General features: G+C 50.9%; 10 protein-coding genes. 8 read left to right on the plus strand and 2 right to left on the minus strand.

Annotated elements, in window-relative coordinates; translation table 11 throughout:
• Nucleotides 1-152 precede the first annotated feature (152 nt).
• Together murI and ACO0K8_RS00140 are read right to left on the minus strand one after the other, a co-directional pair.
• Nucleotides 153-1,025: a glutamate racemase gene (gene murI / locus ACO0K8_RS00135; protein WP_422944604.1), complete on the minus strand. Its 873-nt coding sequence runs from the start codon at nt 1,023-1,025 to the stop codon at nt 153-155.
• A gap of 1 nt (nt 1,026) precedes the next feature.
• The gene (locus ACO0K8_RS00140) at nt 1,027-2,544 is read right to left on the minus strand and encodes a fumarate hydratase (protein WP_422944605.1); all 1,518 of its coding nucleotides are present in this window, start codon (nt 2,542-2,544) and stop codon (nt 1,027-1,029) included.
• A 364-nt stretch (nt 2,545-2,908) separates the two neighbouring features.
• Here ACO0K8_RS00140 and acs point away from each other — a divergent pair, with 364 nt between their 5' ends.
• The 8 genes from acs (at nt 2,909) to secG (ending at nt 13,445) form a co-directional block, all read left to right on the plus strand.
• Nucleotides 2,909-4,891, plus strand: a complete 1,983-nt coding sequence (gene acs, locus ACO0K8_RS00145; RefSeq protein WP_422944606.1) for an acetate--CoA ligase — start codon at nt 2,909-2,911, stop codon at nt 4,889-4,891.
• Nucleotides 4,892-5,154: 263 nt separating this feature from the next.
• Nucleotides 5,155-6,021 carry a CDP-diacylglycerol--serine O-phosphatidyltransferase gene (gene pssA / locus ACO0K8_RS00150; RefSeq protein WP_422944607.1) on the plus strand — a complete coding sequence of 289 codons (867 nt, stop codon included), beginning with the start codon at nt 5,155-5,157 and terminating at the stop codon, nt 6,019-6,021.
• Between the two features lie 387 nt (nt 6,022-6,408).
• Complete coding sequence (locus ACO0K8_RS00155) at nt 6,409-7,947, plus strand: 2-isopropylmalate synthase (protein ID WP_422944608.1); 1,539 nt, start codon at nt 6,409-6,411, stop codon at nt 7,945-7,947.
• Between the two features lie 206 nt (nt 7,948-8,153).
• Nucleotides 8,154-8,423: a 30S ribosomal protein S15 gene (rpsO, locus tag ACO0K8_RS00160; RefSeq protein ID WP_126126253.1), complete on the plus strand. Its 270-nt coding sequence runs from the start codon at nt 8,154-8,156 to the stop codon at nt 8,421-8,423.
• A gap of 210 nt (nt 8,424-8,633) precedes the next feature.
• Nucleotides 8,634-10,772, plus strand: a complete 2,139-nt coding sequence (gene pnp / locus ACO0K8_RS00165; RefSeq protein ID WP_422944609.1) for a polyribonucleotide nucleotidyltransferase — start codon at nt 8,634-8,636, stop codon at nt 10,770-10,772.
• Between the two features lie 226 nt (nt 10,773-10,998).
• Nucleotides 10,999-11,976, plus strand: coding sequence for an NAD(P)H-quinone oxidoreductase (locus ACO0K8_RS00170; protein ID WP_422944610.1), 978 nt, complete (start codon nt 10,999-11,001; stop codon nt 11,974-11,976).
• Between the two features lie 263 nt (nt 11,977-12,239).
• Complete coding sequence (gene tpiA / locus ACO0K8_RS00175; RefSeq protein WP_422944611.1) at nt 12,240-12,986, plus strand: triose-phosphate isomerase; 747 nt, start codon at nt 12,240-12,242, stop codon at nt 12,984-12,986.
• A 96-nt stretch (nt 12,987-13,082) separates the two neighbouring features.
• Entirely contained in the window at nt 13,083-13,445 is a 363-nt protein-coding gene (secG, locus tag ACO0K8_RS00180) for a preprotein translocase subunit SecG (RefSeq protein ID WP_422944612.1), read from the plus strand.
• The last annotated feature ends 71 nt before the right edge of the window (nt 13,446-13,516 follow it).

Consider the following 13,516-nt stretch of genomic DNA (forward strand, 5'->3'; position numbering starts at 1 on the left):
AGATTCAATTCAGTTTTTAAAAGCAGGCAAGCCCAGCGCGCATATTCTATGCGGCTGCTGGCGGCATCTGCCCGCAAAGGCGCATGGAATATGCGCGTGCGGCTAGGCACTATTTGAAATTGCTAGGTTTTTCGGACGCGTTGGCGCTGGTCTTATGCCAGGGCGCTGAGCTGGTACTGGTCGGCGCGCAAGCCTAGCATGTGCTGTAGTGCATGTTCCTGACTGCTGGTGCTGCCTGTTGTGTAGGCGTTTAGTACGCTTGTTGTGTGCTGAGGATTGAGTAAGCCTTGCTGCTCTAGTAGTTTGTGCAGACGTCTGGCGACCGCTTCGCCTGTGTCTATCAGGCGCACTGCGTCTAGCTTGGCGTCTGGCTGGTTTTCTGCCACAACTTGACGAATCAGATGAGCGATGAACGGGTAGTGGGTGCAGCCTAGTACTAGCGTATCGGCGCCTTGCGCCAGTAGCGGCGCGACGTAGCGGCGCACCAGTTGCAGGGTTTCGGCAGAATGCAGCTCGGCTTTTTCAATTTGATTGACTAAGCCTATGCAGGCTTGCGCGATAAAGTTGACGCCGGTTTCGACGCTGAGCTGGTCGCGTAACTGGCTAAATTTTTGACTTTGCAAGGTGCTCTTGGTGGCTAATACGCCGACCACTTTCGATACGCTGTGCAGCGCGGCCGGTTTTAAGCCCGGCTCCATGCCTATGATGATCAATTCGGGATAGCGCAGGCGTAAAGTGGCGACCGCAGCGGCGGTGGCGGTATTGCAAGCGATGACTAAGGCTTTGATATGCTGGGTCCGCAGAAATTCGGCAACTGCCAGACTGCGTTCTATCAGCACCTCATCGGATTTTTCGCCATAGGGCGCAAAACCAGAATCGGCAAAATAGATCAGCTGTTCGCCCGGCAGGTGCTGGCGTATATGCGCCAACACCGAGAGGCCGCCCACGCCAGAATCAAACACCCCGACTGGTTGCTCGGGGTGTTTGATCGATGTAGTCTTAGCTAAGGTGTTAATGGCAGACAAATTAGGCAACCGGGATGATGCCTATCTTGGCTTGCCATTCTTTCGGGCCGGTGGTGTGGACCGAGGTGCCTTTGGAATCAACCGCTACCGTGACTGGCATGTCGACGACGTCAAACTCGTAAATCGCTTCCATACCCAGATCGGCAAAGCCGACTACCTTGGCGGTTTTGATGGCTTTTGATACCAGGTAAGCGGCGCCGCCCACTGCCATCAGATAGGCCGAACCATGTTGTTTGATCGATGCAATGGCAGCTGGGCCGCGCTCTGCCTTGCCTATCATAGAGATCAGGCCGGTTTTTTCTAACATCATGTCGGTAAAACTATCCATGCGGGTCGCTGTAGTCGGGCCGGCTGGGCCTACCGCTTCGTCGCGCACAGGATCGACCGGGCCTACGTAGTAGATCACGCGGTTGGTGAAATCTACCGGCAGGGTTTCGCCCTTGGCCAGCATGTCCTGGATACGCTTGTGGGCGGCATCGCGACCAGTCAGCATTTTGCCGTTTAACAGCAAAGTTTGGCCTGGCGTCCAGGAAGCGACTTCTTCTTTGCTTAAGCTATTCAGATCGATGCGTTTGGATTTCTCTGTGTCGGCAACCCAGTGCACATCCGGCCAGCTAGACAGCGCTGGTGGTGTCATGTAGACCGGACCAGAACCGTCCAGCACAAAGTGACCGTGACGGGTAGCGGCGCAGTTAGGAATCATGGCTACTGGCTTAGAAGCTGCGTGCGTCGGGTACATACTGATCTTAACGTCGAGCACGGTGGTCAAACCGCCCAGACCTTGTGCGCCTATGCCTAAGGCATTGATCTTGTCGCACAATTCTATGCGCAGTTCTTCAGTCTTATTTTGCGGGCCGCGTAATTTCAGCTCGTACATATTGATGTCTTCCATCAAGGATTCTTTCGCCATCAGCATGGCTTTTTCTGCGGTACCGCCTATGCCTATACCCAGCATGCCAGGTGGACACCAGCCTGCGCCCATGGTCGGTACGGTTTTCATGACCCAGTCGATCACAGAGTCGGATGGGTTGAGCATCACGAACTTGGATTTGTTTTCTGATCCACCGCCTTTGGCCGCCACTTGTACGTCGACCGTATTGCCCGGCACCAGTTCCATGTGGACCACCGCTGGGGTATTGTCCTTGGTGTTTTTGCGATCAAACAAAGGATCGGCCACGATAGAGGCGCGCAATACATTGTCGGGATTGTTGTAACCCTGACGCACACCTTCGTTAACGGCGTCGGTAATGGAGCCGCTAAAACCTTCAAAGCGCACGCCCATACCGATTTTCAAGAACACATTGACGATGCCGGTGTCCTGGCAAATCGGGCGCTTACCTTCGGCGCACATGCGCGAGTTGGTCAGGATCTGGGCAATCGCATCTTTGGCGGCCGGGCTTTGTTCTGACTCGTAGGCGCGCGCCAGATGGGCGATGTAGTCAGCCGGATGGTAGTAGCTGATGTATTGCAGTGCGGCGGCGATGGATTCGATCAGATCGTCTTGCTTGATGATAGTCATGATTTGGCTCTGGGCTAGGTAAAAAAATCGTGCTTGCTTAAAATTTTGTTGCTAATGCGCGTTTCAATTGCATCGTTGGTGTTGGCGCCGAAGATAACTCTCAGTCTTTGCGGTTTTTATATCGCTGAACGTACCAGTCGCCTCGTATCGCGCCGCCATTTTGATCTGCGCCACGCAAGATGGCAGTATTTTACACGGACACAGATATTGCGGTAAGCCACTTGCGGATAAATGGTATTGTTGTGGTATTATCGTTTTAGCACTTTGGCGTAAGGCTTGGGTAAGTCTGCGCGACTAAGGTAGAGCTGTCTATTTCAAGTTTGTCGTTTTAAAATAAATCAAAATAAACCAGTTGGAGATATCAATGTCAGACCTCGATGCCGTAAAAGCTGAATCACGTATTTTCCCTCCACCGGCAGCATTTGCTGCAGATGCCACGATTTCTGGTATGGACGCCTATTACGCGCTATGCGCTGAGGCGGAACAGGATTATGAAGGTTTCTGGGCCAGGCTAGCGCGAGAAAATCTGCATTGGCATAAGCCTTTCACCACGACCCTGGATGAAACGCAAGCGCCGCTGTATAAATGGTTTGAAGACGGTCTGCTGAACGTCTCTTACAACTGCCTGGATGTGAATCTGCAAAAGGGTCTGGGCGACAAAGTAGCACTGGTGTTTGAAGCCGATGGCGGCGAAGTCACTAAGGTCAGCTATACCGAATTGCATCAAAAAGTCTGTCAGTTCGCCAACGGCTTAAAGTCGTTGGGGATTACTAAGGGCGACCGCGTGGTGATCTACATGCCTATGTCGGTGGAGGGCGTAGTGGCGATGCAAGCCTGTGCCCGTATCGGCGCAACGCACTCTGTGGTTTTTGGTGGCTTCTCTGCTAAATCCCTGCAAGAACGTATCGTTGACGTTGGCGCGGTGGCAGTGATTACTGCCGATCAGCAAGTGCGCGGCGGCAAGCATCTGCCTTTGAAAGCGATCGTCGATGAAGCGCTGGCGCTGGGCGACTGCGAAAAAATTAAAAACGTGGTGGTCTACCAACGCACCGGCGGCGAAGTGGCTATGGCCGGCGGACGTGATCGCTGGATGCATGAGCTGGTGGCGGCGCAATCTGCCGTCTGCGAGCCAGAATGGGTCAGTGCCGAGCATCCGCTGTTTATCCTATACACCTCTGGTTCTACCGGCAAGCCAAAAGGCGTGCAGCATTCTAGCGGCGGCTATTTGCTGTGGGCCATGCTGACCATGAAGTGGACCTTCGACATCAAGCCCAACGACGTGTTCTGGTGTACCGCCGATATCGGCTGGGTCACCGGCCACACCTACATCACTTACGGCCCCTTGGCCGTGGGTGCGACCGAAATCGTGTTTGAGGGCATCCCAACTTACCCGAACGCCGGACGCTTCTGGGACATGATACAAAAGCATAAGACGACGATTTTTTACACCGCGCCGACCGCGATCCGCTCGCTGATCAAGGCGGCTGACGGTGATGCCACTATCCATCCGAATAAGTACGATTTGACGTCCTTGCGTTTGCTCGGCTCGGTGGGTGAACCGATTAATCCGGAAGCCTGGATGTGGTACTACAAAAATATAGGCGGCGAGAAATGTCCGGTCGTCGATACCTTCTGGCAAACCGAAACGGGCGGTCATATGATGACGCCTTTGCCAGGCGCGACACCTTTGGTGCCTGGCTCTTGCACCTTAGCTTTGCCGGGCATTATGGCCGCGATCGTCGATGAGACTGGCCATGATTTGCCGAACGGGCAGGGCGGTATTTTGGTGGTTAAGCGTCCTTGGCCTTCGATGATACGCACTATCTGGGGTGATGATGAACGCTTCAAGAAGAGCTATTTCCCAGAAGAATTCGGCGGTAAGGTGTATCTGGCCGGCGATGGTGCGATCCGCAATAAAGACACCGGCTATTTCACGATTACCGGTCGTATCGATGATGTCTTGAATGTCTCCGGTCATCGCATGGGTACTATGGAAATCGAATCGGCATTGGTGGCCCACCCTATGGTGGCCGAGGCGGCGGTGGTCGGTAAGCCAGACGATACCACCGGCGAATCGATCTGCGCCTTCGTGGTCTTGAAGCGCAGCCGTCCTACCGGTGATGAGGCTAAACAAATCGCCACCGAATTGCGTAACTGGGTCGCCAAGGAGATTGGTCCGATTGCCAAGCCGAAAGAAATTCGTTTCGGCGACAACTTGCCAAAAACCCGTTCCGGCAAAATCATGCGTCGTTTGTTGCGTGTACTAGCCAAGGGCGAAGAAATTACTCAGGATATTTCCACGTTGGAAAATCCGGCAATTCTGGAGCAACTGAAACAAGCTTTGTAATTTTGGATTGTTAGTTTTAAAAACCGAGTGCGCAATGTGGATGCGGCCTGCAGACCATTATTGGCCTGCAGGCCGCATCCACATTGCGCGTCCGAAATTGAAATGTAAGTGCCTGCGCCTGGTGTTGACTTCGCGCATAGTTTTACTTCGCGCCAATCGCGGTTATACTCCAGCCTCTTAGTCGCCGCGTAATTGCGCGGTCAATGCGATTAATTCGCTGTGATGGTGCCTGGTCGCTATCCTCATCTACCTAGAATAGACGCATGTCCTCATTTAAAAAACGTCAGCCCAAGGGCAGTTTTAAGTTGTTCCCGCGCGGTGCCAGAAAAACCAAGCTGGTAGGCAATCAATCTACGCAAGCCGATGATCTGGGTTCGCCCGTTAAGCCACGGCGCGGTATTTATCTATTGCCCAATGCGTTTACTACGGCGGCCTTGTTTTGCGGCTTTTATGCAATCGTGATGGCGATGACGCAACGCTTTGAACATGCCGCATTGGCGATCTTTGTGGCAATGGTGCTCGATAGTCTGGATGGCAGGGTGGCGCGCATGACCAATACCCAGAGTGAGTTTGGGGCGCAATACGATAGCTTGTCGGACATGATTTCTTTCGGTGCGGCACCTGCGCTGGTGGTGTTTGAATGGTCGCTCAAGGGTATGGGTAAGCTAGGTTGGTTGGCAGCTTTCGTGTATTGCGCTTGTGCCGCTTTGCGCCTGGCACGTTTCAATACGAATATCGCGGTGGTCGATAAGAAATATTTTCAGGGTTTGCCTAGTCCGGCTGCGGCCGCGCTGGTGGCAGGTTTTATCCTATTGATGGATGACTTGCATTTTAAAGGCGCAGAGCTGAGCTGGAGCGCCTGGAGTATTACCTTGTTTGCCGGTTTAACGATGGTGACGAATGTGCCGTTCTATAGTTTTAAAGACGTGAATATGCGCAAATCTGTGCCTTTCGTTGCGCCATTTTTGATCTTGCTAGGCTATGTGGCGATCGTTAGCGATCCGCCTCGGGTCTTGTTTGGTCTATTCGTCTTGTACGGACTCTCCGGTTACGCCGTATTGTTGTGGCGCTGGCGTAGTGGTCGTCCTATCAGTATCGTGCAAACCACGATTGATCATGGCGAGAAATAAATTTTTGGAATTGTAGGCTTGTTTAAATCCACGTTTTTGGCGTGGATTTTTTTTGCCGCTCATATGAAACGCACTGCCTTAAATTCTTGCACTTTTCTGGTACTTGTCCTTGCACTTTTGGGCAATCGCGTTTATAGTCGTCCAATGAACTTCGCATTCACCTCTCTCGTTACACCAGCTAAGGCAGGCCTATCAGGCCTGCTGTCGTTACTGGTGCTAACTGCACTAAATCTACTAGTGCGGTAACGCGCTAAATCTCATACCCCCACAATCTGAGTAGTCTCCCCATCCGTGTGCGTCTTGCAAGGATAGGTGAAAGAGTATTCAGACCAGTATCAGCCGCATTTCAAACATCACTTTTTGCAATTAATTCTCTGGAGAGCAGACATGGCAGACCAACTCATCATATTCGATACCACCTTGCGTGATGGCGAACAATCCCCCGGCGCATCAATGACCAAGGATGAAAAAGTCCGCATTGCGCGTCAACTGGAGCGCCTGAAAGTCGATGTGATCGAGGCTGGCTTTGCGGCTGCGTCGCAAGGTGATTTTGAATCGATCAAGGCGATTGCTTTAGCGGTGCGCGAGCCGATTATCTGTTCTTTGTCGCGTGCCAATGACAGGGATATTGCGCGTGCTGCCGAGGCTCTGGCCGGTGCCGAGCGTAAGCGTATTCATACCTTCATCGCTACCTCGCCTCTGCATATGGAAATGAAGTTGCGCATGAGTCCGGATCAGGTGCTGGAGCAAGCCAAACAAGCGGTGCGCTATGCCCGCACATTTACCGATGATGTTGAATTTAGTCCTGAAGATGCAAGTCGCTCGGACATCGATTTTTTGTGCCGTGTGATTGAGGCCGTCATCAAAGAGGGCGCGACCACGATTAATTTTGCCGATACGGTTGGCTATGGCGTGCCTGAGCTGTACGGCAATACGCTGAAAACTTTACGCGAGCGCATTCCCAATTCGGATAAAGTAGTGTGGTCGGTGCATTGCCATAACGATTTAGGGATGGCAGTTGCCAATTCTCTGGCCGGTGTCATGATAGGTGGTGCGCGCCAGGTTGAATGTACGATTAATGGTCTCGGTGAGCGCGCCGGAAATACCGCGCTGGAAGAAATTGTGATGGCGCTGCGTACTCGCAAGGATTATTTCAATCTTGATTTCGGTATCGACACCACGCAAATCGTGGCAACCTCAAAATTGGTCTCGCAAATTACCGGTTTTGCAGTGCAGCCGAATAAGGCCGTGGTTGGGGCTAACGCCTTTGCGCATGCTTCAGGCATCCATCAGGATGGTATTTTGAAGGCGCGCGATACTTACGAAATCATGCGTGCCGAAGATGTGGGGTGGGCCGCGAATAAGATCGTATTAGGCAAATTGTCGGGTCGCAATGCGTTTAAACAACGTTTGCAAGAATTAGGTATCGCTCTGGAATCCGAGGCAGAAGTGAATGCCGCGTTTGCGCGTTTTAAAGAATTGGCGGATAAAAAATCGGAGATTTTCGACGAAGACATCATGTCTTTGGTGTCCGATGAAGAACATGCGCATGGCAATGAGCATTACCGTTATGTGTCTCTGGCGCAGCATTCCGAGACCGGTGAGCGACCGACTGCCAAGGTGGTGTTTTCTATCGCCGGCGAGGAAGTCAACTGTGAAGGCACAGGGAATGGGCCGGTCGACGCCATCGTCAACGCGATCGAGTCGCTGACCCAAAGCGGCTCTGAGCTCTTGTTATTTTCAGTCAATGCGATTACCACCGGCACTCAGTCTCAGGGCGAAGTGACGATGCGTTTGTCTAAGGCTGGGCGTATCGTCAATGGGGTAGGGGCGGATCCGGATATCGTCGTCGCGTCAGCCAAGGCGTATTTGTCGGCGCTGAATAAACTGCACTCTAAGTCTGAGAAGCTTAATCCGCAAATTTAGTTTGCCTGCCAGGGTGATCGCACGTGGTGAGATTTAATCTTAGACGATCACCCTTTTTACGCATGCAAGTATTTGAATTTGCGTAATTTTCATGCTATAGTCGCAGATCTCATCATTCCGATGGGATTGTTATCTTGTAAAAAGTAAGCACGATAATGAGGGTTGAATTAATTTTTACTCTTGTTACCGCATGTAAAAGGAAAATCATGACTATTGAAAAAACAGCAAAGGCCGCTATCGTTGCGGACAATGCCCGCGGTCAAAACGACACCGGATCCCCAGAAGTGCAAGTTGCTTTGTTGACTGCACGCATCAATGACCTGAATGGTCACTTTAAAGCTCACAATAAAGATCATCATTCACGTCGTGGTTTGATCATGATGGTTAACCGTCGTAAGAGCTTGTTGTCTTACCTCAAAGGTAAAGATTTGAATCGCTATCGCTCACTGATCGAAAAACTCGGTTTGCGTAAGTAATTCTTGCTGATTTTAGCAAAAAATTTATAGTAAAAAGCCTGCCTCAGTTTAGCTGACGCAGGCTTTTTACTTATCTGGTGTTTTGGTGGTTCGGTTGTTTGGTAGTTAAAGTTGGTAGTTAGAGTTGGTAATAGGGCGGCCATTTGGCTGCTTGTGGTGAGGTGAACGACAGCGCCTGAAAATCTGTTGGAAAATTCGAAAGGATATATTGTGTTTAATAAAGTTACGAAAACCTTCCAGTACGGTCAACATCAAGTGACCCTGGAAACCGGCGAGATCGCTCGTCAAGCTTCTGGTGCAGTGTTAGTCTCCATCGAAGATACCGTTGTTTTGGCAACTGTTGTTGCTAAAAAAGACGCTAAACCTGGTCAAGATTTTTTTCCTTTGACAGTTGATTACATGGAAAAAACCTATGCGGCTGGCCGTATTCCTGGTGGCTTCTTCAAACGTGAAGGCCGTCCATCTGAAAAAGAAACGCTGACATCGCGTTTGATCGATCGTCCTATTCGTCCTTTGTTCCCTGAAGGTTACTTGAATGAAGTTCAGGTAATTATCCATGTGTTGTCGGTTAATCCTGAGATTGATCCGGACATCGCTGCCATGATCGGCGCTTCTGCTGCGATCTGCATTTCTGGTATTCCTTTCAATGGTCCTATCGGCGCGGCACGCGTTGGTTACATTGATGGCGCTTACGTCTTGAACCCAACTGCTAGCCAGTTGAAATTGTCTGAGATGGATCTGGTTGTTGCCGGTACCGAGCAAGCGGTCATGATGGTTGAATCAGAAGCCAAAGTATTGTCTGAAGAAATCATGCTGGGCGCGGTCGTTTACGGTCACGAGCAAATGAAGGCTGTGATTGATGCGATTCACGATCTGGTTGCTGAAGGCGGCAAGCCTGAAGTGCAGTGGGCGCCTGCGCCTAAGAATGAGGCTTTGATTGCTCAGGTGACTGCCGTGGCTGAGCCACTGTTGCGTGCTGCTTATCAAATCAAAGAAAAGCAAGCGCGTACTGAGCAATTGAAATCTGCTAGTGCAGTTATTTCGGCTAGCTTGGCTGAGCAAGCCGCTGCTGCTGGTGTTGATGCGCCAAATTCTGCTGATGTCAGCAATGTCATGTTTGATCTGGAAGCGAAGATCGTTCGTTCCCAGATCTTGGATGGCGAGCCGCGTATCGATGGTCGTGATACCCGCACTGTGCGTCCTATTTCCATCCGTACTGGCGTCTTGCCACGTACGCATGGAACTGCCTTGTTCACACGTGGCGAAACTCAGGCTTTAGTTATTGCTACTCTGGGTACTGCCCGTGACGAGCAAAAAATTGATGCTTTGATGGGTGAGTTCACTGATCGCTTCATGCTGCATTACAACATGCCTCCGTTTGCTACTGGCGAAACTGGCCGTGTTGGTACGCCTAAGCGTCGTGAAATTGGTCACGGTCGCTTGGCTAAGCGTGCTTTGTTGGCTGCCTTGCCAGCGCCAGAAGATTTCAGCTATTCGGTACGTCTGGTATCGGAAATTACTGAGTCTAACGGTTCTTCCTCAATGGCGTCGGTATGCGGTGGTTGCTTAGCCTTGATGGATGCTGGTGTGCCTATGAAAGCGCACGTTGCAGGTATCGCAATGGGCTTGATCAAAGACGGCAATAAATTTGCAGTCTTGACTGATATCTTGGGTGATGAAGATCACCTCGGTGACATGGACTTTAAAGTTGCTGGTACTGCGGCTGGTATCACTGCTCTGCAAATGGATATTAAAATCCAGGGTATCACTAAAGAAATCATGCAAGTCGCTCTGGCGCAAGCTAAAGAAGGCCGCGTGCATATTCTCGGTGAAATGCAAAAAGCTGTGCCAGTCGGCAATGTTGAATTGTCCGATTTCGCGCCACGCCTGATCACAGTGAAAATCAACCCAGAAAAAATCCGTGATGTTATCGGTAAGGGTGGTGCGGTGATTCGTGCTCTGACTGAAGAGACTGGTACTCAGATCGATATCAGCGATGAAGGTATCGTGACTATCGCTTCGGTGGATGCCGCTGCTGGCCAAGAAGCCAAACGTCGCATTCAAGAGTTGACGGCTGAAGTTGAAGTCGGCAAGGTCTACGAAGGTACCGTTCTGAAACTGTTGGATTTCGGCGCTATCGTGCAAATCATGCCAGGTAAAGATGGTTTGTTGCACATCAGCCAGATCGCCAATGAGCGCGTCAATGCAGTTGCCGACTACCTTAAAGAAGGTCAGCAAGTGAAAGTGAAAGTTCTGGAAACAGATGATCGCGGTCGCTTCAAATTGTCGATGAAAGCCGCCGCAGCCGAAGTAGAAGCAGCGCCACAAGCGCAAGAAGCACAACAGTAATACCGTTTGCGATGAAGCGCATTCATCGCAGGTTTTGCTGAGTCGTGTATAAAGGCCGTACGCATATCAATGCGTACGGCTTTTTTATTCTGGGGGCTTACGCAAATCAGCCCAAACGTCGTTGCACTCGCCTTGCTGTACTAAAGTGCGGTCTCCGGCGGAGCTCCTAGCTAAAGCAATTTTGCGTAAGTCCTAATTCTCAGAAAATTTTATACTGGAAAAATTGATGCGAGCAATCGAAATCACTGCCTATGGCAAGCCTGAAGTGTTGCAGTTGTGTGAGCGCCCCGTGCCGCAAGCGCGCGCTGGAGAGGTGTTGATTAAAGTGCAGGCGGCAGGTATCAATCGACCGGATGTATTTCAGCGTATGGGGCAGTATCCGGTGCCGCCAGGCGCTTCCGATTTGCCGGGTCTGGAAGTGGCGGGCGAGATTGTTGGTGGAGATCTGGCTGGCAGTAATTTCAAATTGGGTGATATGGTGTGCGCGCTGGTGCAGGGCGGTGGCTATGCCGAATATTGCGTCGCTCCGGTCTTGCAGTGCCTGCCGATTCCGGTTGGGCTGTCTGCGCTGGAGGCGGCCTCCTTGCCTGAAAACTATTTTACCGTCTGGAGTAATCTGTTTGATCTGTCCAGGTTGGCGAATGCTGAGAGCTTGCTGGTGCAGGGTGGCACCTCCGGGATAGGCGTGGCGGCGATCCAAATTGCGGCGGCACTCGGCCATCGGGTGTTTGCGACTGCAGGTTCAGATGAGAAGTGTCGCATCACCGAGAGTTTGGGAGCTGAGCGCGGGATTAATTACCGCACTGAGGATTTTACTGAAATCGTCAAATCATTGACTGGCGGTGTCGGGGTCGATGTAATCCTGGATATGGTGGCGGGGGCTTACTTGCCGCGTGAAATCAATTGCCTGGCCGATGATGGGCGTTTGGCGATTATTGCCCTGCTTGGTGGAGCTCGCGCCGAGCTCGATATGGGGCAGGTGTTGCGTAGGCGTCTGAGTATTACCGGCTCGACTTTGAGGCCGCGTTCGGTAGCATTTAAGGCGGCAATCGCAGCGCAATTGTTGGAGCGGGTTTGGCCCTTGCTGGAGGATAAGAAAATTAAACCGGTAATTTATCAGGTTTTTGCCTTGGATCAGGCGGCACAGGCGCACAGCTTGATGGAGAGTAGTGAGCATATAGGGAAAATAATGTTGCAAATTTGATTTGCAGTAGATTGACAGTGATTTTCTACTTTGTTTTATATACTCCCCTATTTTTGTAAACGATTATGGCATTTGCGCTTGTTGTTATTGCGTAGTTGAGAAATACATGGGGGAGTATGCTGCATGTGTTGCTGAGTAAGTGTGGTTTGTGACTTATATTTCGTCTAGCGCAAGGGATGAACTGTTTTGAAACTGGTCTGCTCAATTTGACCCCTATGCCGCCCTCGCGATACAATAGAGGGTTAATAAAATTTTAGAATGCTATGCGCCGTACACTAATAGCTGGTAACTGGAAGATGAATGGCAGCCTCGCTGCAAATAGCGCGTTGCTCGCCGAACTTAAAGCTGGCATGACGGGGCAGTCTTGTGATGTATTGGTGTGTGCTCCTGCTGTGTATTTGGCGCAGTGTGCCGAGTCGCTCGCGGGTAGTGCTGTAGCCTGGGGGGCGCAGGATGTTTCTATGCATGTGGCGGGTGCTTACACGGGTGAAATTTCGGCCGCGATGCTGAATGATTTTTCCTGTAAGTATGTGATCCTTGGTCACTCTGAGCGTCGCGCCTACCATCACGAGTCGAATGAATTAGTTGCTCAAAAAACGCTGCGCGCATTGGCTTCGGGTATTTTTCCGATAGTTTGTGTGGGTGAGACTTTGGAGCAGCGTGAATTAGGGCAGACGGAAGCGGTCGTTAGCGCGCAATTGCAGGCGGTACTCGATGTGCTTGATGATAGTGTCTTGCCCAAAATCGTCGTTGCCTATGAGCCGGTGTGGGCAATCGGTACCGGTAAAACGGCAACGCCACAAATGGCGCAGGATGTACATGCGGTATTGCGTGCTCAGTTGGCGGCGCGCTCGGCCGATGCTGCGCAAAAAATTCAAATTTTGTACGGTGGCAGCATGAAGCCGGAGAATGCGCAAGAACTGTTGGCGATGGCGGATATTGATGGTGGCCTGATAGGTGGGGCTGCACTTAAGTCTGTCGACTTTTTGGCGATCATTAATGCAGTGTAATAATCGATGTAAAAGGGCGGTGTGAAAACGCGCTATAAAGAATGTTTTGGTGGTTGTTGTTTTTAATGTGGTGATTAATTTAACTGGGTGTTTTGAATGCAAAATTTTTATACTTTGGTCGTGGTTGTGCAGGTTTTGTCAGCGTTGACTATCATTGGTTTAGTCTTGTTGCAGCACGGTAAGGGCGCGGATATGGGGGCCTCTTTTGGTTCTGGCGCTTCAGGCAGTCTGTTTGGTGCTACCGGCTCATCGAACTTCCTTTCTAAATCGACTGGCATTGCAGCGGCTATTTTCTTTGGTGCGACTCTGGCCTTGACTTTTATCGGTGGTCATCGCACTAGTTCGGTCGGTGTTATGGATAATTTGTCGTCGGTGAAAACGGCTCCTGCAGCGGCTTCTGCTGCTGTGTCGGCAGTTTCGGCGAGTGCTGCAGGTCAGTCGAATCAAATCCCTAAATAATTAGAAATTTTTTAAAATATTTAAAATTTTTAATGTTGCGCTGTAAAAAATGATTGAATTTCCGCAATTGT

It is taken from the genome of Undibacterium sp. Ren11W (assembly GCF_049340485.1).
GTDB lineage: Bacteria > Pseudomonadota > Gammaproteobacteria > Burkholderiales > Burkholderiaceae_D > Undibacterium.